Origin of the sequence: Streptomyces sp. NPDC007205 (genome assembly GCF_040634095.1) — a bacterium.
GTDB lineage: Bacteria > Actinomycetota > Actinomycetes > Streptomycetales > Streptomycetaceae > Streptomyces.
The window spans coordinates 23,269-44,862 of sequence record NZ_JBEYEW010000003.1; the positions used below are offsets into that span (position 1 = coordinate 23,269).

At 67.5% G+C, this 21,594-nt stretch carries 15 protein-coding genes and 3 pseudogenes; 9 read left to right on the forward strand and 9 right to left on the reverse strand.

The features are described from left to right. Positions 1-34: 34 nt before the first annotated feature. Together ABZ624_RS06490 and ABZ624_RS06495 are read right to left on the reverse strand one after the other, a co-directional pair. The gene (locus tag ABZ624_RS06490; RefSeq protein ID WP_360083277.1) at positions 35-1,567 is read right to left on the reverse strand and encodes a site-specific integrase; all 1,533 of its coding nucleotides are present in this window, start codon (positions 1,565-1,567) and stop codon (positions 35-37) included. Beyond that, a complete protein-coding gene (locus ABZ624_RS06495) occupies positions 1,564-2,250 on the reverse strand; it encodes a transcriptional regulator (protein ID WP_360083279.1) in 687 nt (228 codons plus the stop codon). Before ABZ624_RS06495 ends, ABZ624_RS06490 begins: the two co-directional genes overlap by 4 nt. Positions 2,251-2,391: 141 nt before the next feature. Between ABZ624_RS06495 and ABZ624_RS06500 the strand changes: the two genes are divergently transcribed. The 5 genes and pseudogenes from ABZ624_RS06500 (at position 2,392) to ABZ624_RS06520 (ending at position 8,013) form a co-directional block, all read left to right on the forward strand. Beyond that, positions 2,392-2,586 (forward strand): hypothetical protein, encoded by a 195-nt coding sequence (locus tag ABZ624_RS06500; protein ID WP_360084043.1) that lies wholly within the window; start codon positions 2,392-2,394, stop codon positions 2,584-2,586. Between the two features lie 263 nt (positions 2,587-2,849). Next, positions 2,850-4,112: a DUF3631 domain-containing protein gene (locus ABZ624_RS06505; protein ID WP_360083281.1), complete on the forward strand. Its 1,263-nt coding sequence runs from the start codon at positions 2,850-2,852 to the stop codon at positions 4,110-4,112. A gap of 484 nt (positions 4,113-4,596) precedes the next feature. Next, positions 4,597-5,397: a DUF2637 domain-containing protein gene (locus tag ABZ624_RS06510; RefSeq protein ID WP_360083283.1), complete on the forward strand. Its 801-nt coding sequence runs from the start codon at positions 4,597-4,599 to the stop codon at positions 5,395-5,397. Between the two features lie 389 nt (positions 5,398-5,786). Beyond that, a complete protein-coding gene (locus ABZ624_RS06515) occupies positions 5,787-6,302 on the forward strand; it encodes a MobC family plasmid mobilization relaxosome protein (protein ID WP_360083285.1) in 516 nt (171 codons plus the stop codon). After that, a pseudogene (locus ABZ624_RS06520) lies at positions 6,299-8,013 on the forward strand (mobilization protein). Before ABZ624_RS06515 ends, ABZ624_RS06520 begins: the two are co-directional and overlap by 4 nt. Before the next feature lie 101 nt (positions 8,014-8,114). Here the strand turns inward: ABZ624_RS06520 and ABZ624_RS06525 are convergent. The 4 genes from ABZ624_RS06525 to ABZ624_RS06540 form a co-directional block, all read right to left on the reverse strand. Further along, positions 8,115-8,693 (reverse strand): HAD domain-containing protein, encoded by a 579-nt coding sequence (locus ABZ624_RS06525; protein ID WP_360083287.1) that lies wholly within the window; start codon positions 8,691-8,693, stop codon positions 8,115-8,117. A 30-nt stretch (positions 8,694-8,723) separates the two neighbouring features. After that, positions 8,724-9,416, reverse strand: a complete 693-nt coding sequence (locus tag ABZ624_RS06530) for a class I SAM-dependent methyltransferase (protein ID WP_360083289.1) — start codon at positions 9,414-9,416, stop codon at positions 8,724-8,726. A 1-nt stretch (position 9,417) separates the two neighbouring features. Next, positions 9,418-10,329, reverse strand: coding sequence for an aminoglycoside phosphotransferase family protein (locus ABZ624_RS06535; RefSeq protein WP_360083291.1), 912 nt, complete (start codon positions 10,327-10,329; stop codon positions 9,418-9,420). Positions 10,330-10,412: 83 nt separating this feature from the next. Beyond that, positions 10,413-11,162, reverse strand: coding sequence for a hypothetical protein (locus tag ABZ624_RS06540; protein WP_360083293.1), 750 nt, complete (start codon positions 11,160-11,162; stop codon positions 10,413-10,415). Between the two features lie 225 nt (positions 11,163-11,387). Here ABZ624_RS06540 and ABZ624_RS06545 point away from each other — a divergent pair, with 225 nt between their 5' ends. The 4 genes and pseudogenes from ABZ624_RS06545 to ABZ624_RS06560 all read left to right on the forward strand — a co-directional run bounded on the left by ABZ624_RS06545 (position 11,388) and on the right by ABZ624_RS06560 (position 14,928). Further along, entirely contained in the window at positions 11,388-12,740 is a 1,353-nt protein-coding gene (locus tag ABZ624_RS06545; protein WP_360083295.1) for a tetratricopeptide repeat protein, read from the forward strand. A 37-nt stretch (positions 12,741-12,777) separates the two neighbouring features. Next, the gene (locus tag ABZ624_RS06550) at positions 12,778-13,278 is read left to right on the forward strand and encodes an NUDIX domain-containing protein (RefSeq protein WP_360083297.1); all 501 of its coding nucleotides are present in this window, start codon (positions 12,778-12,780) and stop codon (positions 13,276-13,278) included. Positions 13,279-13,436: 158 nt separating this feature from the next. After that, a pseudogene (locus ABZ624_RS06555) lies at positions 13,437-13,748 on the forward strand (hypothetical protein); the annotation flags it as partial. A 79-nt stretch (positions 13,749-13,827) separates the two neighbouring features. Beyond that, positions 13,828-14,928 carry a DUF3644 domain-containing protein gene (locus tag ABZ624_RS06560; RefSeq protein WP_360083299.1) on the forward strand — a complete coding sequence of 367 codons (1,101 nt, stop codon included), beginning with the start codon at positions 13,828-13,830 and terminating at the stop codon, positions 14,926-14,928. Positions 14,929-15,356: 428 nt separating this feature from the next. Here the strand turns inward: ABZ624_RS06560 and ABZ624_RS06565 are convergent, their stop codons facing one another. The 3 genes and pseudogenes from ABZ624_RS06565 to ABZ624_RS06575 form a co-directional block, all read right to left on the reverse strand. Next, a complete protein-coding gene (locus tag ABZ624_RS06565; protein WP_360084045.1) occupies positions 15,357-18,500 on the reverse strand; it encodes a type I restriction endonuclease in 3,144 nt (1,047 codons plus the stop codon). Continuing rightward, complete coding sequence (locus tag ABZ624_RS06570; RefSeq protein WP_360083301.1) at positions 18,500-19,696, reverse strand: restriction endonuclease subunit S; 1,197 nt, start codon at positions 19,694-19,696, stop codon at positions 18,500-18,502. The genes ABZ624_RS06565 and ABZ624_RS06570 overlap by 1 nt, the downstream gene beginning before the upstream one ends. Beyond that, positions 19,693-21,438: pseudogene (locus ABZ624_RS06575) on the reverse strand (class I SAM-dependent DNA methyltransferase). The gene ABZ624_RS06570 and the pseudogene ABZ624_RS06575 overlap by 4 nt, the downstream one beginning before the upstream one ends. Positions 21,439-21,594: the final 156 nt, after the last annotated feature.

Sequence of the window (21,594 nt, forward strand, 5' to 3'; positions counted from 1 at the left end):
CACCGTTTGACACGTTCGCCTCCGCCCCTTCGGCCTAGCCCTGGGCTTCCGAAGCGTCGTCCTTGGAGGCGGCGCGGGCGCGCGGTACGAGCCTGGCTGCGGCCTCGGCGATCGCCAGGTCCGCCTCAGGAAGCAGGCTCGTGTATGTGTCGGCCGTGATGGTGATCGAGGAGTGGCCGAGCATCTCCTGGATGTCCTTCAGGTCGGCCCCGGCCGCGTGGGCCAGCGTCGCGGCACCGTGACGGAGGTCGTGGAGCCGGACCGGCGGGAGACCGATCTCCTCGCACAACTCGACGAACCGCCGGGTGACGTTGGCGGGGTGGAGCATCTCGCCGTTCTCCTTGGTGAAGACGCGGCCGGTCTCCACCCAGGCGCTCCCCCACTCCTTGCGGTCCTTGTCCTGCTGGGCGCGGTGCCGCTTGAGGGCCTGGACCGTGTCGGAGTCGAGCGCGATGGTGCGTGCGCCGGCGTCGGTCTTGGGGTCGTCCTCGTACACCTCCCAGCCATCCACGACGAGTTGCTTGGCGACGGTGATGAGGCCGGCGTCAAGGTGGGTGTCGGTCCACTTCTGCCCGCACGCCTCGCCTCGTCGCAGCCCTCGGAACGCGATCAGGTGGAACAGCGCGTAGAGGCGGTCCTCCGCGACGTGGTCGAGGAAGAGGCCGGTGTGCTCCGGCGTCCGGACCATCACGGGCGAGGGCTTCTCGCCGGTGCGCTTCCAGTGGAGGATGCGCTCCTCGGTCCACACCAGTGCTTTAGGCCGCTTGCCCGCCTCCAACTCGACGTGAGCCGCTGGGTTGAAGGTGATGAGCTGCTGAGCGATCGCGGCGTTCAGCGCGGCCCGCAGCGTGGAGCGGACCCGCTGGCGGGTAGCCGGGCCCACGATGCGGCGGTAGGGCTCCATTTCCTCGATGGCCGCCTTCATCACCTTGCGGCGGGCGCGGTGCTCCCGGCCCTTCCAGGGGATCTGGGCCAGGTCCTCGAACGCCTTGCGCCGCGCAGCGTTGCCCTCGGCGATCTCGACGTTGGCCTCGGCGATGGCCTCGAACATCTCCGTGAGGTGGGTGACCCTGAGCCGGTCGAGCCGCAGGTCCCCGATCCGCGGTTTGAGGTGCACCCGGATGTTGCTCTCGTCGCGGCTGATGGCGCTCTGCCGCCCCTTCTTTCCCGCCAGCCATATGTCCAGCCATTCACCGACGGTGAGACGGCTGGTCAGGTCCAGGCCGTGGCTGAGGCGCCTGCGGGTCGCCTCGATGTCCGGCAGCGGCGCCTTCTCCTCAGCCACCTTCTCCAGCAGCTCGGCGATCTGGGCCAGGCCCTCGGCGTCGTCGGAGTCGGCGAGGCCGAGCAGGGCACGGACGTGGTCGAGGTCGGTCTGGGCGGCCTTGAGGCTGTCGTAGCCGGCGCGGCTGAAGGAGCGTCGGGTGCCGTCCTCGCGAGGCGGGAGCTCCTGGCGTATGGAGTACGAGCCGTGCTTGCGGCTTGAGAGCTTGGGGCACTTCTTGCCGAGTGGCTTGCCCGTGTGGGGGTCGCGGCAGTAGCAGCGGCGGTGGGTGGAGCCCTTCAAGGGCGTTCCTCCGGGGTGGTTTCGGTATCGGGTTCGGGCGGGTCGACGTCGCCCAGCGCTGGTGGCAGATCGGGTGGGGTGGCCCGCTCCTCGCGGAGGTCGCGGCGGAGGTAGCGGAGCCTGTACTTGGCCGAGACGGCTTGATCGGCGTACTTGGCCTGCTGGCGCTCGGCCTCTTCCTTCTCGGCGCGGCTGGTGGCCGTCTTGGCCGCGAACCGGGCCTGTTCTTCCTCTTCGAGCGCAGCGAGAGCGGTGCGCACGAGGCTGGCGTGAAGTTCGAAGTCGGGGACCAGGCCCGCGTCGTGGCCGGGCACGTCCTCCTCCCCGGTGAAGCGCCGTAGAGCATCCCAGGTGGGCACGAGGTGCTGGAACGGCAGTTCCTGGGTCTCCTCGACGTAGCCGACCGGGAAGATCAGGCAGACCGGGTACGTCTCCAGGGCGGCGGCCAGGACCATGACGTCCACGAGGGGGAGGTTGGCCCGGCGGCCGGACTCCATGTTGGCGATCACGTTGCGCGGGATGGGATGCCCGAGCTGTTCGCACCGGTCCGCCAGGTCCTGCGCGCTCCATCCCATCTCCTTCCTTCTGCGCCGCACTTCGCCGGCGACGTTGGCCTTGATCCGGTCCGCCCACTCAGGGACGTCGTCTTCGTCGCTTCCATCATCGAAACCGCGTTGTGTCATGAAGACACATTAACTTGGCCATCCTGGTTTGTAGACGCCTGGAGCCGGACGTGATGACCGCGTTCGCCGAGGGCTGCATGGAAAGGAGCGCACTGCGTGCGCGACGACGCGATGGCCGGAGACTCGAAGGGCTCGAAGGGAATGAGCCGGGAAGAGGTACTCGCCCTTCCTGTGGCCGTTGACCTGGACACCAGCAATCGAGCGCTCGGGCTCGGCCGGAGCAAGGGCTATGAGTTGGCGAAGCGGGGCGCCTACCCGTGCAAGGTGCTGCGGCTGGGCAACGCCTACCGGGTGGTGACCGCAGATCTGTGGGAGCTGCTCGGGCTGGCGGCGTGAAGGCGGGGGAGCTTAGCAGACGGTTCTGCGCTGAGCTGACACAGAAACGCTGGACTGTTGCATGGGCCGGACGTACTGTCCGTGTTCCCTCGGGGAGCAGACCGAGTGTCCCGACTCGGGACAGAGCACGTGTTCGGTCGCTGAACACAGCGAACCTCCGGCGCGGCAACGCCGGAGGCTCGGGAATCCCCGTCGCCCGCATCCAACGAACGATCCGCGCCGCTGGGCCTGCATGCCCGGCGGCGCAGAAGAGGAGCCACCTGGTGCAACCTGAGAACCCCGCGCCCTATTCCACCCCCGTACCCCTTGCCACCGCATGGCCGCCGGTCGCAGTGCCGGGCAAGCCCGACCAGGGCGAACCTGAGCCGACTGCGCAGGGCGAGGCGGTCGAGACTCCGGCACCGGATCCGGAGCCGACCGTCGGCTCGGCGCTGCTGGACGAACTACGTGCGCAGATAGCGAAGTTCGTGATCCTGCCCTCGCAGGAGGCGCTGGATGCGGTGACGCTGTGGGTTGCGGCGACGCATCTGCAGCCCGCCTGGCAGCACGCACCGCGCCTGGCGGTGGTGGGGCCGGCGAAGCGGTGCGGCAAGTCGCGGCTGCTGGACGTGCTGACCGAGACGGTCCACGACCCGATGCTCACCATCAACACCACACCGGCGGCGGTGTTCCGGTCGATCACCGAGGAGCCGCCCACGCTCCTGGTGGACGAGGCGGACACCATCTTCGGCACGCCGAAGCAGGCGGAGAAGAACGAGGAGATGCGCGGCCTGCTCAACGCCGGCCACCAACGCAACCGCTACGTCACGCGGGTGGTCGGCAACGACCACACCCCGCACCGGTTCGCCACCTTCGCCATGGCGGCGCTGGCGGGGATCGGTGACTTGCCCGACACGATCATGGATCGGGCTGTGGTGATCCGTATGCGCCGCCGGGCGGAGGGCGAGCGCGTCAAGCCCTTCCGTTCCCGACGCGACATCCCCGCTCTGCACGACCTGCGCGACCGGATCGCTGCATGGGCAAGGCCGCTGCTGGATGAGGCAGCGGACCTGGAGCCGGACATGCCGGTGGAGGACCGGGCCGCAGACACCTGGGAGCCGTTGGTCATCATCGCGGACCTGGCCGCCGGATCCTGGCCCCGTCGCGCCCGCGAGGCGTGCGCACGGATGGTCGCCGCAGAGGTCGAGGCAGAGGAGGACCGGCCCGGCGGAGCCCGAATCCTCGCCGACATCCGCAGGGTGTTCGTAGCCCAGCGCGAGCCCGACAGCCTTACCACGGACGAACTACTCCACCAGCTCCGGCTGGATGCCGAGAGCCCCTGGGCGGAGTGGGGACGCAACGGGCTGAACGCCAAGGACCTGGCAGCGATGCTCCGAGAGTTCGATATCAGGCCCGGCAACGTTCGCCTCCCCGACGGAACCCAGCGCAAGGGCTACATGCGCAACAAGTTCCTCGACCCGTGGCGGCGCTACTGCCCCACTGTCCACCCAGTGGATACCGAGCCTGCCGCCCCCAGCGCAGACTGACCCCCGCATCCCCCGGGTGGGCGTCCCTGCCGTCCCTCCCGTGATTCCGCAGGTCAAGGCGCGTGTAGGCAAGACGGCAACCGACGACAAGACGGCAGCACGATCATGGTGAGTTGCGGCCGTCGAGAGGACGCCGCCCGGACCCGTCTTGCGCCGTCCCACGCGTCCTCGCCGTATCACCACAGGTCACAGCCCCGCCGGTCAGGACGGCACAACGTAGCAGTGCCGTCCTGACCGGCAGGGGGACACGACGAGACGCCGCCGGCAGGCCGCTGGCCGTCAGGCCGCGCCGCACACGCCGGAAGACCCCGAACGCCGCCGGTACGGCACATCCACGCCCTGCCGTACCGGCCCTGACCTGCGCTTGCAACGGCCAAGACGGCAAGACGGATCACACCACCAAAGCCCAGGAGCACCCCGCTTGACCCTCCCCACCCCCATACCCACCCGTCGGGGGCACCGCCCCGACGGAGGACGGCTGTCGATGACGAAGAAGGACATCGAGCGATACACGCTCGGTGCGGCCGGGGGCGTCATCGTCGCCCTCACCATCAGCGGATTCTGGCTGTCGTACGCACACCTCGCCGAGGTCGCCGGACAGCACGGGCTGCGCAGCTCTCCCACCCGCCGCTGGGCCTGGCCGGCGACCCTGGACGCCTTCATCGTCGCGGGCGAACTGCTCATGCTGCGCGCCGGCCTGCGCAGGGTGACCGACAGGTGGGCGATCGCCCTGACGGCCACCGGATCGGTCGGCTCCATCGCGCTCAACGTGGCCGGAGTCAACGGCACCGGCAGCGCGGGCACCGTGCCGCTGCTCGACTACGTGGTCGCCGCGGTCCCCCCGACCGCCGCACTGTTGGCCTTCGGCGTCCTGATGAGGCAGATCCACCAGCTCGTCGACCAGCCTGCGGGCCATCCGGAACCCGCGCCGGTCCACGCGCCGGAACCACCGGTCACCGCACCCGCCACGCTTGCCGAGTCACCAGCCGAGCCCGCACAGCTCACCGTGCCACCGACCGCCGTGGCCGCCCGGCCGACGGAACCGGCTTCCAAGGTTGCCGAGCGCAGGCCGCGCGGCGGCCGCCCGCCCAGCGCCACGCTTGACGAACTCGTGGAGATCGGCCGGATCGCCCTCGCCGAACACGGCACGCTCACCCGGTCACTGCTCCGAAAGGCCATTAAAGCCAAGGGGCTGACGATCAGCAGCGAGCGGCAGACCGACGTGATGACCACCCTCCGGCCCGAAATCGAAGCCGCCGCCGAGACCAGTCCGGACAGCGGCTGACCGAAATCCTCACGGCGTGACCGGAACCCTTCCGGTCACGCCGGCCAGTCGGCCACCCGTCTCACTCGCCGCCCGCTTCTCCACACCTGTGGACGAGGCGGTGCCCCCCCACTCCGCCGCCCCCTCCTGCGGAACTGCCCGCCTTCCCCACCTCTTCTGGAGCACCGCCCGTGACGCACGACCCGCACCGCCCCAAAGACACTCACGACGTGCCGATACCGCTGACGAAGTCCCCAACGCTGATGAGCCGTCTGCGGCGTGCGTTCGGACGGGTGGCCCCCGGCGGAGCCAGTAGTACCCCGAGTCCGACTCAAGGCCGGACTTCGGGGATCTCCGCCCCAGGGGAGGCGGAGACGGCCCAGCGCCAGGGGGCGCAGGACCAGGAGGCCGTGGCCGAGGGCGGCCCCGACCCGGACACACTCCACGCCGTCCAGCGCGAAGTTCTCCACCCTGCCCCCACCGCCGAGACTTCCACCGGCGAGCCCGTTGTGCAGAACGTGCAGCCCACCATCCGCCGCTTCAACGGCACCAAACGCGACGAGCGCGTCGGCCCCCTGCGCTTCACCCCCGACCAGCTCGCCCTGCTCCAGGACACTGCCGCCCAGCATGGCTACAAGGGCCACTCCGGCTTCGCCGCCGACATCGTCCTCGCCTTCGTCACTGGACGGTTCACCGCCAACCTGCCTCTATCCGAGGACCGCCGCCGCACTCATATCTTCCGCGCCCAGGTTCTGCGCCAGCTCAACCGGATCGGCGTCAACGTCAACCAGATCGCCCGCGCCCTCAACAGCGACCACACCCCACCCGACATCCGTCAGCGCCTGAACGAACTCCAGCAGCTGCTGGAGCTGATCGCCGAGGCCCTGCGCCAGCCCGTCGATCCGGAGACGGAGGCGGCCGCGTGATCGCCGCCATCAAGCCGGCCGGGTCCAACACCCGCGGCCTGCTCGCCTACCTCTACGGTCCCGGACGCCACGACGAACACCTCGACCCACACATCGTCGCGGGGTTCGCCATGCTCGGGATGCCCGACCCCGGCCGTGACGAGAACGCCACCCTCACCGAACTCGCCCGTTACCTCGACGAACCCGTGCGGCTGCGCAACAGTGAGTTTGGACAGAAGGTTACCGATCACGTGTGGCACTGCCCTGTCCGCGCCGCGCCCGAAGACCGCTATCTCTCCGACGCCGAGTGGGGCGAGATCGCCCAGCGCATCGTCCAGGCCGCCGGCATCGCCCCCGCCGGCGGCGACCTGGCCTGCCGCTGGATCGCCGTACGCCACGCCGACGACCACATCCACATCCTCGCCACCACCGTCCGCGAAGACGGCCGCCGCCCCAAACTCCACGACAGCGGCCTGCGCGTCGGTGACGCCTGCCGAGAGGTCGAGAAGGTCTACGGGCTGCGGCAACTGAAGAAGGGTGACCGTACTGGGGCCCTCCGGCCTACCCAGGCCGAGATGCACAAGGCCGAACGCCTCGGCTGGGACCAGATCAGTGCCGAGTGGCTCCAGGACCGCATCCGCGCCGCCATCCCCCACGTGACAGGCGCCGAGGAGTTCATCGCCTACCTTGAAGCCGACGGCATCGAGGTCAAGGCCAGGCGCGGACCGTCAGGCGACCTCCTCGGTTACGCTGTCGGCCGCCCCGGCGACCTCAACACAACGGTGAGCAGATCTTCCACCCCGGAGGCAAGATCTCCCCCGACCTTTCCCTGCCCAAGATCAAGGCACGCCTCGAATCCGGCGGGCCTGAAGAGCACCCCACCGCCCGCCGCAACCGCCCCAGCACCCCCTGGCACCAGGCCACCGAGGCACTCGACACCCTCCACACCGACCTCACCGACGACACACACGCCCAGGCTCACATCGCAGCCCTCGGCGAGCTGCTCGAAGCCACCGCCCAGAAGGCACCCGCCAACCTGCGCGCCGAACTCCAAGCCGCATCCAAGGCGTTCGCCCGAGCCCAGCGCTCCCAGATTCGCGCCGAAGACCGAGCCGCCCACGCCCTGCGCAACGCGGCACGCGACATCGTCCACACCGCCACCGGCCCCGACGGCAGCACACTCGCCGTCATGCTCGCAGCCCTCCTCTGGGCAACCATCGTCGCCAGGCGCTGGCACGAAGCGAAGTACCACGCCCACCAGGCCGACGCCGCCCGCCAGGCCGTCCAACACCTTCAGACAGCCGCAGACCGCGCCCTCGCCCCGACGCTCACCGAACTCACAGCCCGACCGCCCAGGGACCAAGCCCGCCGCGTTCTCGCGAGCGACGTACGGGCAGCTGTCCCCGACCACGCCGAACGGATCCTCTCCGACCCGGCCTGGCCCGCGCTCGCCACCGTCCTCGCCGACGCGGAAGCCCGCGGCCACCAACCCCACCAGCTCCTCAAGGAGGCCGCCGCCCAACGCGAACTGATCTCCGCCCGCCACCCCGCCCGCGTCCTGATCACCCGTATCCAGCACACCGGCCGAAACCCGGCCCCCAACCGCCGCGCCGAAGCCGCCCGCCGGCGCTCGACCATCGCGGGCTCGGTCGGCACTTCCCAGAGCCGTGGCCACCAGATCACAGCTGCGGCATCGACGCTCACCGAACAGCAGCACCGGCAGCGTCGGTAGGGACCAACACTGCCTGCGCCCCGGCGACATAGCTGTCAACACTGATGCCCTCGCTCCTTCTTGGTGACGAGGGCATCAGCGATTCCTGCGGTTTTGCCACGTTAGGCGATCTTCGCTTCACATGGGACGCCTGAGGCATCAGCCCGCGCGACGCGCAACAGGGCTGCACAAGCCAGGACCTCGACCAGGTGCTCGGCCAGGAGCCCGACGTGCGGGGCCGGCTGGATTAGGGCGGTGACATGACCACGGGCGGTGCGCTCCCTGGCCCACTCGTGGTCGAGGTTGCTGAAGTCGTCGTCGATCCAGATGGCGGGCGCGTCGCCGAGCCAGGCGTCGACGTGGTCGCGTTTCCACAGGTAGCCGTTGGGGTGGCTGGTCGTGATCTGCGGACGCGGCAGGTCGACGTGCGGCAGGGGCGGGAGGCCGAGGAGCGGGCCTATGAGCGTGGTGGCGTCCTGGCGCCAGCTGGTGCACCAGACGGGGGTGACCAGGCCGGTCCGGATCACGTGCATGAGCAGGGGGCCGTGCGTGGGGTTGAGCCAGATGGTGACCGGGTTGTCGGCGGTCCGGCCGGTGGGTATGACATCGTGGCGCGTGTGGGTCTCGGGGCCGGCTCCTTCCGCGTCCGGGAAGGGGATGAGGACGCCGTCGATGTCGAGAAGTAGGTAGGACGGGCGCATCGGGTTCTCCCAGGGGGCCGGGGGCTGGGGTCAGAGCTTGCGCGCGGTGATCAGCAGAGTGGTGGGCCAGAGGCCGTGGCGGGCGTCGTGGAACTCCTGGGCCGAGGCGAGCCAGAGACCCGCTCGTCCGAGGTGCTTCTCCCAGCGCTCGGCGTCGAACTCCCAGCGTGCGATGGGCAGGCGTGTGCGGTCGGGGAGGGTGACGTAGTCGCGGCTGGGCCGGTCGTCGGTGGAAGGGCGCCTGCCGCCCCGCTGGGGGTGGGGTACGGAGAAGGCGAGGGTGCATCCGGGTTTGAGGTGCTGGGCGATGGCCGGGAGCAGCAGTTCGGGGGCTACGAGTCCGATCGCTCCGAAGACGGAGTAGATCGCGTCGAATCGCTCGTCGGAAGCCTGCAGGTAGTGCAGGGCGTGTCCGGCGACGAAGGTGAGGTTGTTCAGCCGTCCGTAGTGGGAGCGGGCTCGGCGGACCTGTAGGCCGACGAGGTCGACGCCGGTGACGTGGGCGCCGTAGCGGGTGGCGAGGTGGGCGGCGTTGTGGCCGGGGCCGCAGCCGAGTTCCAGCAGTCGCTTGCGGCGCAGATCCGGTGCGAGGATCTCGGCGCCGGGTCCGCTGCCGGGCCGTGTGGTCCATTCCATCCGCGCGGGGACGGACAGGGGCTCGGCGAGGGCGGCCGTGGTGCGCTGGAGCGCGTGGACGTACCAGGGGGACGCCTGGGCGAGCACGTCAGACCTCCAGGAGGTGGAGGACATCGGTGAGGTGCCGGCGTGCGGCCTTGATGTAGGCCGGGTCGGTGGCCGGGTTGTTGATCCAGCGGATCGACTGCTCCATGAACCACTCGACGGCCCAGACGCGGTGCCAGCCCAGCGCCCACTTCTCCGCCGGAAGCCCGCCACGCTCGGCGAGGGCGTCAGGGGTGCCGCCCTCGGTGACGTACGTCTCCAGGAAGACCCGCAGACGTACGGGGTCGGGGTCCTCGATGGTGCCGTGCCAGCTGGCGAGGTCGAGCAGGCCGGGGCCGGTGAAGGCGCGGGCGAAGTCCAGCAGCCGCCAGCCGCGCCGGCCGATGTGGAGGCTGGTGGGGTGGAACTCGGAGTGCACCCAGCCGAACGGGCCGATCGTGGCGTCGGCCGAGCGCGTCTCGGCGGCTTGGGCGATGTGGTCGAGAGCGTCCTCGATGTCGTGGGTGTCCTCCCACCGGTCGGCCTTGCGCAGGTGGCCGAGGTGTTCCAAGGCTCGTGCCGGGAGGCGGCGCAGACCTTCCTGGTCGAGGACAGGCAGGGCGGCGGCCGTGCGGGTGCGGTGCAGGACCACGGCTGCGGCGGCGCCGTCGAGGTCATCGGCTTCGCGGATGGGAGCGCCGAGGTCTTCCAGCAGCATCCCGAGCCAGCCGTCCAGGACTGCGGAGGCGTGAACGGAAGGGACGGGGACGCCGAGCGTTTTTGCCAACCGGAGTGCCTGGTCCTCCCTGTCGAAGGGCCTTCTGGCGTACTTGAAGATGGCGGTGCTGCCGTCGGTGAAGGTCAGGCGCTCGACGCCGGACATGGACCAGACGCGCACCTGGTCACGGGATGCGCAGGTTTGGTTGGCGAGGGTCAGCAGGTTGTCCAGGAGTTCGGCGTTGAGGGTCGCGTCCATGAAGGGCTCTCCAGTGCGGTGGTGGCGTCCGGGGCGGGCGAGAGGTGCCTGCCCGCCCCGGAGCCGGGCGTGCGGTGCGGGTGCTATGCGGCAGGGCTGACGCGGTGGGCGTAGACCTGCTCGATCCAGCCGGTCTTGAAGGCCGCGAGGTCGTCGCGGAAGGCGGTCATCGAGGCACCGTAGGGTGCGACGACGCCGCCGGACTGGTCCGGCACGGACTGGCAGCCGTGCACGAGCCGACCGCCAAGGGCGGCGTGGGCCTTGATGGACTCGATGCGGCGGTGCTCGTTGAACCAGCCGCCGTGGTAGACCTCGTCCAGCGTCCCGCCCATCTCGTCGTCCAGGTCGAAGACGACCGAGGTGGCGGCCGGGAAGAACCAGCACGGGCCGACGTTGGAGATGTGCCCGTCCAGCTCGACCTTGTTGAGTGCCATCAGGGTGGCGGCCTCGCGTAGCATCCGCAGGTGCTCGGAGGTGATCTGCGGCAGGCCGAGCCCGGCGAGGTGTTCGTCGCGGAACAGGTAGGCGTACACCTCGTAGGCGGTGGACAGTACGCGGGCGGCATCCGAGGTGGACTCGCCGTGGGCCTTGATGAAGTCCAGGGCGAGCTGCTCGACCGCGCTCTCGGTGGTTTCCTCCACGCCCAGGAGCTGGGACTTGACCAGCTCCCAGTCGGCGATGAGCCAGGTGTTGGACTCGAAGCGGAAGAAGTACTCGGCCGGGTCGATCGTGATGCGCCGGCCGTCGACCTGGATGCCCGGCAGGCGGTTCCAGCGTGCGTCGAACGCCTGGGGCAGCTCGACCGTGATGGCCGTGGTGTCGATGGTGGTCACCGTGTCTCCGTCTCTGATCGGCCGGGTTCGGGCGCAGGCATGCCTGAACCCGGAGCGGTGGTACGGAACTTCGCGGAGCCGCCCGGCCGAAGGGGGGAGCCTGGTCACAGTGTCGGACCGGGCCGGGCGGCTGATATTCAGTGAACACGCCGTCACGCACAGTGGGTACGGTGAGAGGCAGTCGAAGCGGTATACGCGGTTTACAGCTCCGGAGCGGAGGCGATCGTGGCAGCGCAGAGAGAACCCAACTCCCGCCTGCGCGAGACCATCGAGGCGACGGGCTGCACCTACGAGGCTCTGGCGAAGGACATCCGACGCATCGCTGCCGAGAACGGCGAGACCCTCCAGACCAACAAGTCGGCTGTCTCCCATTGGGTGAACGGCAACCGCCAGCCGACCGGCCGGACCGCCCGGTACCTCGCCGAGGCACTGTCCCGGCGAGCAGGCCGCACGGTCACTGAGACGGAGATCGGTCTCCGCGGGGGCGAGGCACCGACCGAGCAGGCTGATCCCGTCCTCGCCGCGACCGACCTGGGCCGTGCCGACGTCGAACGCCGACGCTTCCTGGCCGTAGCCGCCTTCACCGCGGCCGGCGTCGCCATGCCCCTTGCCTATGACCACGAAGCCACAGCGCGCATGCTTCGAGCCCGCACCGGTAACTCGCTGGTCGGTGCGGAGGACGTGGAGGTCGTACGCCAGATCACCGCAGCTTTCAGTGCCGCCGACGAGCGTCTCGGTGGCGGCCATGGGCTCACCACCGTCACCGCGTATCTCGCCGACACCGCAGCCCCCATGCTCCGCGGACGGTTCCCGAACGAAGCCTTACGCCGAGCAGCCTTCGGAGCGGTCGCAGAACTCGCCTACCTCGCAGGCTGGAAGCACCACGACCTCGGCCAGGAAGGCGCCGCCCAGCGCTACTACCAAGTCGGATACCAACTCGCCTGCGAAGCCGACCCACACGGCCACGCCGCCTGGATGATGCGTGCCCTCGCCCACCAGGCCCTCACCCTCAAGCAACCCCACCACTGCGTCGACCTCGTCGAGGGCGCACTGACCCGCGGCCTGGGCCACGTCGACCGCCAGACCGAGGCGCTGCTCCACATCACCCACGCCCGCGCGTACGCCGCCGTGGGCGAGAAGCCCGCAGCCGCCCGCGCCCTGCTCGCCGCCGAAGACGCCCTCCTGCGCGATGATGGCCCACAGCCCAGCTACTCCCGCGTCAGCGGCCCGGCCGCCGGCACCGTCGCCAGCCACACCGCCCGCACCTTGACCGACCTCGCCGACCACGTCGGCACCGAGCAGCAGCACCGCGATGCCCTGGTCCGCTGGGACCCGGAGAAGTACAAACGGGTCCACGCGCTCACCTACGCCGACCTCGGCGACAGCCTTGCCGCCCAAGCCCGAGCCGACGAGGCCGTCGCCGCCTGGTCCCAGGCCCTGTCCCTCATGGAGGGAATGACCTCGGACCGCACCCGCAAGGCGATCACCTCACTCCGCTCCACCCTCGCCATCTACCAGCGGCGCAAAGTGTCCGGAGCCGCCGAACTCGCCCGCCGCACACGCGAAGCACTGGCCTAAGCTGCCCACCAACCGGCCGACGAAGGGACACCCAACCGTGGCTCAGCGGACAACCGACGACCAGCCCAACGCCCTCCCGCCCGCCCTCGAATCCATGACCCTGCTGGTCGCCGCCGTCATCGTCCACGACAAGGCCACCAACCGCGTCGTCCTCCTCCAGCGCAGCCAGAACGCCAAGTTCGCCCAGGGCATGTGGGACCTCCCGGTCGGCAAGAGCGAACCCGGTGAACCGATTACCGACACCGCCGTACGCGAGCTGTACGAGGAGACCGGCCTGACCGTGAAGCCGGAGGCCCTGAAGGTCGCCCACGTCATCCATGGCGCTTGGGGCGTCGAAGCTCCCAACGGCTTCCTCACGGTGGTCTTCGCCGCGCACGACTGGACCGGCGAACCGGAGAACCGCGAACCTAGCAAGCACGCTCAGGTCTGCTGGGTCGATGCCGATGCCATCCCGGAGGAGTTCGTGGACACCACCGCGAGCGCCCTCCACCGCTATCTCACCGGTGGCCCTCAGGTATCGCTGGATGGGTGGAAGTAGGGATCAGCACGGCGGCAGCGTGGCCTGCGCGACTCGGAGCAAGGCCGTGATTATTTGTTGCGCGCCGTGTTCCAGGGGTTAAAGACCTTGCGCGGCCGGCTGCCGGATGCTTGCCCACATCCCCGACCGACCAGCCACGCGCATGGCAGAACTGACACTGCCTGGCCGCCCTCCGGCCCCACATGATCCCCTCTCGGGCCATCACCACGACCTGCCTCGCCCACGCCCAGCTCGCCCAGGGCGCCCCCGATGCCGCCACGGCTACCGCGATGAAGGTCCCCGCTGAAGCCGCCACCCACCACGCCCGGGTCACGCGCATGCTGCAGGAGTTCGGGGCGGCGCTGCGCGCCACGGCGCCGGGCAACTCCACCGTGCAGACCTGGAAGTCTCGGAGTACGTCCAGCGGGGCCTCGTTGAAAGTGTTGGGCGCACAGACGGGGGCGTCCGAGCGGGGCCGGCGCTCGTCGTAGCATCTACCAGCCCGTAATGACAGGAAACCTCTACCCTGGACACCGATTATCTGGTGCGTCTGGAACGTGAGGGCTGCGAGTGAGACTGAGGCAAGAGGCTCGTGTCCTCAAGGAGAAGGCCGTTTCTTCGATGGTTGCGGCGGCCGAGGCATTCAACTCGCCGCACAACCGAGGGCGAGAAACGAAGGTACTTCTGCACCTTCAGCACTCCTTCGAGATGCTGCTGAAAGCCGCGCTCGTCCAGAAGGGCATTAGCGTCTTCGACCCGGCCCTGGGCCGGTCACTCGGATTTGAGACCTGCGTACGCAAGGCTGCCGAACACCCGGACATCAAGCTCAGCGAGCCTGACGCAGGAACGCTCAGAGCCATCGACGCCATGCGTGATGACGAGCAGCACTGGTTCAACCAGGTTTCCGAGCAGCTGCTGTACGTGCATGCCCGAGCTGCCGTGACACTCTTCGACGACCTGCTCAGGGGCGTATTCAAGGAGTCGCTCGCTGACCACCTGCCCGACCGCGTACTGCCGGTGTCGGTTGACCCGCCCCGTGACCTTGGGCTCCTCCTGGACGAGGAATACACACAGATCGCGGCCCTACTCAAGCCGGGCCGACGCGCGACGCACGAGGCGCGAGCCAGGATTCGAACCTTGTTGGCGATGGAGGCCCACACCGGGCCAGAGACCCGCGTCTCGAGTAAGGACGTCGATCGCGTCCAGACCGGCATACGCGGGGGAGCGACGCGCTCGGAAGTCTTCCCTCGCTTGGAGGAGCTGGCCACTGCTACGGACGGTGAGGGACTGCTGATCAAGGTGCGCTTCGTCAAGAACCAGGCGGCTCCGCCTGTGCGTTATGCAGCTGATGAATCCGTGCCGCCGGCCGCGATCCGAGAGGTGGATCTCCAGGCCAAGTACCACCGCTCAGCGGCCGAGCTCGCCGAGGCCCTTGACTTGACCCAGCCGAAGTGCCTCGCGTTGCGGCGGCACCTGGGCATCGACGCTGATCCCGCGTGCAGCCACGAGTTCGTCTTCAGCTCCCAACGCCTGAAGCGCTTTTCCGACAACGCCTTCACCCGCATGCGCACCGCGCGCGACACGTTGGATCTGGAAGCCGTCTGGCGAGCTCACAACCCGTCCGCCCGCCAACTGGAGTCCTGCAAAGTGCCCGGCTGTCGAGCTGGGTGATCATCGCGACCTACGGCGATCTTTGACTACTTGCGGAGACCATCGTGCTCTGGACGTCGGAGTATCGCCATCAACGATTGTCGAGTGTCCTGCTCGTGTCAGTGGGCTGCGCTAGCCTGCATCCGCTCTGCCGCTGTCGCCGCCGAAGGCGCAGCCTGGTCAACCAGGCACTGAGGGGAAGCAATGCGTCAAGAAGAAATCACCGAAGACTGCCCTGGGACAGGACAGGACGGGTACATGGACGAAAGTGCACCAGGCGACGAGTGGTACGTGATCTGCCCGGTCTGCAGGATGAAGTGGGCAGGAGGCAGCACCCTCATCGAACCCCACAAAGACTGGCGCAAACGCTGAGGTCGGAGTCTGGCAGTAGGTGGGCGGGCCTTGACCCGAGGCCCGCTTGCTGGCGTGCGACGTGCGTGCTGCCGTATCTATGAATCCACCTGCTGATCGATCGCTGCTTCGTAGAAGGCATCCGCAAGGGCGACGATGATCGAGTTGATGGCCGGCCCGTCGGTGAAGAAGTAGTCAGCCATCGTGTTATGGGCGTCCTGGTTGTCTGCGACCGCCTCCGTAACGGCTGCTTGAAAGTCTGGTGACTCCACGAACTGCTTCTTGGAGTTCACCTTGGTCTGCCTTATCAGGTTCGGGTCGGCGAGCAACCGCTGGACGAGTCCCTGCACGAACTCCCTGACCTGGGACTCGGCGAACGACTCGGCGCCGAAGAGGTCGTTCATCTTGTCTATGACGACCTGGAGCGCGACGTACTTCGGATCCTTCTTCATTCCCGTGCCGGCTGCGTTGATGCCCTTCAGCTGCCCGTCGCCCACGAGCGAGATGTTGACCGGGATTGCCTTGTTGTGCTTGACCCCGACCAGCACCACGTCGGAGAGGTCCACGTCGGCCGCCCAAGCGGACTCGGCGATGACCTTCTCCAGCAGGCGCAGGAAGATCGAGAGCATCTCCATGTAGGGGTCGCCGTAGTCGACGATCTGGGACATGAAGTCATAGAGACGTACGTAGGTGGAGACATCCTTGCGGAACAGGTCGAGCGCCTGGAGCGTGACCTTGTCCTCCTCCTCGATCGCCCGCGCGTAGCGGCGCCGGAAGTCGTGCTGCGCCGGGCTGATCGCTGCCGAGAGCGCGTTGTTGCCCTTCCGGGTCACCCACAGCTCGGCGACCTTGCGAACGTCGTCCTCGGTGTAGATTCCGGCCTGGGCCAGCTTGTTAGCCAGGTGGACGACGACGTACGGATCGGTCTCGGTCTCCAGGGTCGCGTTCTTGAAGTACGGCTCGAAGGCTGCCTTGATGTCCTCGGGCTTGTTGGCGAAGTCGATGACGAACGTCTTGCGCTTCTGCTCCCCACCAGCGGTGCGATGTGTGCGGTTGAGCCGCGAGAGCGTCTGCACCGCGGTGACCCCTGACAGCTTCTTGTCGATGTACATCGCCGAGAGTAAGGGCTGGTCGAAGCCCGTTTGGAACTTGTTGGCGACCAGCATGATCTTGTACGTCTCGCCCTTGAATGCGGCTGCCAGATCAGCCCCGGCGCCGGGGTTCATGTTGGCCTCGGTGAACTCGTCATCCTTCGACGGCTGCGCGCCCCAGTCGCTGTGCCAGGTCTCGTCCTCGGTCATCGTTACCCCGGCGGAGAAGGCGACCAGGGTACGGTAGTTGTACGAAGCGTCCTCGGTGCGGCGCCTGGCGATGTAGGCGTCGATGGCCAGCTTGTACTTCACTGCGGACTTGCGCGAGTCGGTCACCACCATCGCCTTCGCCTTGCCTTCGAGGAGGTAGGCAACGTTGGCGTGGAAGTGCTCGACAATGATCTGCACTTTCTGGCTGATGTTCGTCGGGTGGAGCTGCACCCACCGCATCAGACCCTTGCGGGCGGCGGCCTCCTCGACCTCATCCCCGTTACCGCTTTCGGCCCTGCCGGCGATCTTCAAGGCGGTGCCGTAGGACTGATAGCCCCTGAGCACGTCGAGGATGTAGCCCTCCTCGATCGCCTGCTTCATCGAGTACAGGTGGAACTCGCGCGGCTTGCCGTCGGGCCCCTTGCGGCCGAACAGCTCGAGCGTCTTGTTCTTCGGCGTCGCGGTGAAGGCGAAGTAGGAGATGTTCTCCGACTCGGCCCGCTCGGTCATCTCCGATGCCAGCACCGACTCCACATCGACCTGTCCGCCCTCCTCGATCTCCTTGACCTCCTCGGCAGTCAGCACCTGCTTCAGCTTCGAGGAGATTTGACCCGACTGGGAGGAATGCGCCTCATCGGCGATGACGGCGAACCGCTTGCCCTTCAGGCCAGCGTCGGTCCGAATCTCGTTCAGCGCATGTGGGAAGGTTTGCACCGTCACCGCGATGATGAGCTCACCGTTCTTCAACGCCTGCGCCAGCAGACCCGACTTCGACTTCGCGCCAGCCTTGCGGACGTCCTCGGGGCTGATAGTCGCGACGATCTTGCCCGTGCCGTCGATCTGCCGGATCGCATCCTGCAGCTGGGAGTCGAGCACGGTGCGGTCCACGACCACGATGACCGAGTCGAAGACCTTCCGATCATCGACATGCAGTCGCGCCAGCCGGTGGGCTGTCCAGGCGATGGTGTTCGTCTTTCCCGACCCGGCCGAGTGCTCAATCAGGTACCGCTGCCCGACACCCTCCACCTTCACTGCGTCAACGATGTTCGTGACGGCCTCCCACTGGTGGAACCGTGGGAAGAGCATGCTCGTACGTCGCACCGACGTGCCGGTGGTGACGTCCCACTCCTCCTTGGTCTGCACGATCATCAGTCGCCCGATGATGTTCAGCCAGGCGTCTTTCTCCCAGACGCGTTCCCACAGGTACGCCGTCGACGACCGCCCGTCCGCGCCGGGCGGGTTGCCGGCACCGCTGTCGAAGCCCATGTTGAACGGCAAGAAGTGGGTCTTCTCCCCCTCCAGCCTCGTGGTCATCGCCGCCAGGTCATTCGAGGCCGCGAAGTGCACCAGCGCCCGGTGACCGAACGACAGCAACGGCTCCGGTCGGCCGTTCGTCAACGGATTGCGGTCCTGCTTGTATTGGTTGACCGCCTCGTCCAGCGACTGGGTGAAGTCGGTCTTCAGCTCCACCGTGGCCACCGGGAGCCCATTGACGAAGAACACGAGATCGATACTGCGCTGATCGGCGGTCGAGAAGTGCACCTGCCGCACCACCCGCACCCGCATCGCCTCATAGTGCGCCATGGTGGTCTCGTTGAGCGACGTCTCGGGACGGAACTGCGCCATCTTCATCCGGCCACCGCCGATGTACTGCACCCCGTTACGCAGGATGTTCAGCGTTCCACCGCCATGTTCCAGCGGCCGGTCGAGCGCCGCGGTCAGCACGTCGAGGAACTTCGCCTGCGACCCCGCCGCCTTCAATGCCTTCTCGTACGCCGGCCTCTGCGTCTCCTCAAGCCACGCGAACAGGTCTGCCGGGAACAGCGCCCGCTCCCGGTCGTACTCACCATCGTCACGGTCGTTCTTCGAGTACAGCCAGCCGTGATCACGCAGGTACTCGCAGATCTCCGCCTCGAAGACCACCTCGTTGTGGTCGGACATCACGCCACCTCTGGCACGTCGATCTGCCCTGTCACTGCCGCCGTGATCAACGCCGACCGGCGCTCCCGCGAGAGCTCGATGAACCGCTCAGCCTCCGCAATGAGTTCGTCGATCTTGGTCGTCTGCTCGTCGAGATACGCAACGATCTGGCGCTGCTCCGCGAGACTCGGCAGCCAGATCGGCGTTGTGCGCAAGATCGGCAGTCGAACATTTGCCACCGTAGAGCCATTTGCCGAGAGCAGGAAGTGGTCCTGCACGCGGTCCGAGTAGATCTGCCACATCAGAAACTTCCCTACACAAACTGCGACGTCGATCCGAAGCAGGACCATGCGCTGGCCGAGGCAGATCTGCTCATTAGGAACCATGCATGCCTCACCGGCGGGCGCCTCACGCGTGAACAACACGTCGCCTATGGACGGTGCGCCTCCAGCGTTTCGGGCCTCCCATGTCTCCGCACTGACAGGCAGTCCGTTTCCCGGCCGGAACTTTCCATTCCTGACCGAGGCAGTTCGGACTGCCTCGTATGCGCCGTCTTCCGCAACCTCCGGCGTCGTATGTGGGCAGTCGACGACGTCTGCGCATGCGTTCCGCAGTCGGGTGTTGACCGGCTGGGCTTCGAAGACTCCGTTGATAAGCGAGTGGCGACGCTCGTGGAGCAACTCGATCAGCCGCTGCTGCTCCTCAATGAGCGTGTCGATGCGGGCCGTCTCGCGGTCGAGGTAGTCAGCGATGGCTCGCTGCTCGTCGGCCGGGGGCAGTACTAGAGGAATGCGAGCGAAGGTACTCCAGTTGCGGAAGTCAACGCTACGCTCGCGCACGTTCGGCGCCTGGGTAGCGAGGAAGCCGGAGGTGCCAAGGTGCCGTAGCAGGCGGGCAAGGTAAGCGGGATCGTCGCCCGCCACAGGCTCACAGACGTGGTAGACGGGTGAACCGTTGCCATGGCTGTCCGAGACTCCGACGGCGCCAGCAAAACCGTCGAGGGCGTGGAAAACCAGGTCGCCGGGGCGGATCTCCTGATAGCCGTTCTCGGTGTCAGAGAAGGTGTAGCCGTCCTCACGGCGGTTCGAGCGCAGAGTGACTGTGCCATCCCGATAGGCGGTGACAACACCCATCCCCGACCGAGCAGGTCGGTTCAGCAGCCGCAACACTCGCCGCACCGTTGTCTCACGCCAGTCGGACGGCGGCGTGGTGATCACTGCTCCACCTCCCGGAGGAGATCGAGAATTTTGGCGACCTGCTTCTCCAGGTCGGCGTCGATCTCGGCTAGCGGGCGAGGGGGTACATACTTGTAGAACTGGCGGGTGAAGGGGATCTCGTAGCCGGTCTTTGTCTTGGCCCAGTCGATCCAGGCGTCAGGAACGTGCGGCTTCACCTCAGCCTCGAAGTACGACTGGATGACTTCGCGCTCCCCTGCGGCGCCGGCGGTTGAGCCGCCGTAGGTAAAGGGCACAATTTCGGTGTCACGCTTTTTCGAGTCGGGCTTCGGGTTGCCCTTGCGGTCGACGACAGGGTTCCCGTCCTCATCGAGCATGGGACGCTCGACGCTGATGGTCCAGTAGCCGAACTCGTCGTTGCGCAGCACCTTGGAGAAGTCAGGGTCGGCGTCCTCGAAGTCGGCGTACAGCCGCACGACCTCGGCGCGGTCATCGTCGCTTATCTCGCGTCCCTTGGACCCGAGGTTCTTACGCATCTTGGTCCAGAACGACGTGCCGTCGATGAGCTGGACCCTGCCCTGGCGGTCGGGGTGCTTGGTGTTGTCGAGGATCCAGATGTAGGTGGCGATGCCGGTGTTGAAGAACATGTTGGTCGGCAGCGCGACGATCGCCTCGACCAGGTCATTCTCCAGCAACCACTTGCGGATGTTGGAGGGACCGGATTCGGCGGCGCCGTTGAAGAGCGGCGAGCCGTTCATGATGATGCCGACGCGGCCGCCGCCGTCCTCGGGTGCGCGCATCTTGTGGGCCAAGTGGAGCAGGAAGAGCATCTGGCCGTCCGAGGTCGCGGGGAGTCCCGGCGCGAATCGGCCGTAGGGGCCGGCGGAGTCGCGCTCCGCCTTGACCGCCTTGGCATACTGCTTCTAGTCCACCCCGTAGGGCGGGTTGGACATGCAATAGTCGAACTGGCGGCCCTTGAAGGCGTCGTCGGTGAGCGTGTTGCCGAAAGCGATGTTGGTCGTGTCGTGTCCCTTGGCGAGCAGGTCGGACTTGCAGATGGCGTACGACTGCGGGTTGTACTCCTGGCCGTACAGGCTCAGCTTCGCCTCGGAGTTTTGGGCGAGCAGGTGCTCCTCTGCCAGGGAGAGCATGCCGCCGGTACCGGCGGTGGGGTCGTACAGCGACCTGATGATGCTGCCCTCGGAGAGTTCGACGTCCTTCTCCGCGAAGAGCAGGTCGACCAGCAGCCGGATCGCGTCGCGCGGCGTGTAGTGGTCTCCGGAGGTCTCGTTCGCGGCCTCGTTGAACTTGCGGATGATGTACTCGAAGGCGTCGCCCATGTCGGAGTTCGACACCACATCGGGGTGGAGATCGACAGCGCCGAAGGACTTGACGATCTCGCGCAGGAGCCCGGCCTTCTCCAGGGCCAAGATCTCCTTCTTGAAGTCGAAGTACTCGAACACGTCCACGTCGGCGGAGAACCGGTCGATGTAGTCAGCGAGGTTGTCCGCCAGCCCGTCCGCATCGGCCAGCAGGTTCGCGAACTCGTAGTTGGAGGTGTTGTAGAACGTCCGTCCCGTGGCCTTCTTAACCTCGACCTTGAGCCGGTTCGGGTTCTCGTACCTCGCAGCCAGCTCCCGTACCACCGCACGGTCCGGCTCAAGCACGCAGTCGAGCCGTCTCAAGATCGTGAACGGAAGAATCACAGTCCCGTACTGGTTGGGGCGATAGGGGCCCCGAAGCTGGTCAGCGATCGACCAGATGAAGCTACCGAGCGTGCTCACAGGGTTCCTCACGAGAATCGTCTAGCAGTGACGATCACTTTGCCAAAGGGAGCAGCCAGCATCCCATGGTTCAGCTATACGGAGCCCTCGACGTGCTCTCGCCGATCGGCCCGGAGATGCGTCGGCACGACACCGAGGTACCTCGGGCGCGTGAGC

Bases quoted from the DNA above. Each gene is read 5' to 3' on its own strand.
- ABZ624_RS06495 (WP_360083279.1), bottom strand. From the start codon at position 2,250: ATGACACAACGCGGTTTCGATGATGGAAGCGACGAAGACGACGTCCCT.
- ABZ624_RS06500 (WP_360084043.1), top strand. From the start codon at position 2,392: ATGAGCCGGGAAGAGGTACTCGCCCTTCCTGTGGCCGTTGACCTGGAC.
- ABZ624_RS06510 (WP_360083283.1), top strand. From the start codon at position 4,597: ATGACGAAGAAGGACATCGAGCGATACACGCTCGGTGCGGCCGGGGGC.
- ABZ624_RS06525 (WP_360083287.1), bottom strand. From the start codon at position 8,693: ATGCGCCCGTCCTACCTACTTCTCGACATCGACGGCGTCCTCATCCCC.
- ABZ624_RS06535 (WP_360083291.1), bottom strand. From the start codon at position 10,329: ATGGACGCGACCCTCAACGCCGAACTCCTGGACAACCTGCTGACCCTC.
- ABZ624_RS06565 (WP_360084045.1), bottom strand. From the start codon at position 18,500: ATGTCCGACCACAACGAGGTGGTCTTCGAGGCGGAGATCTGCGAGTAC.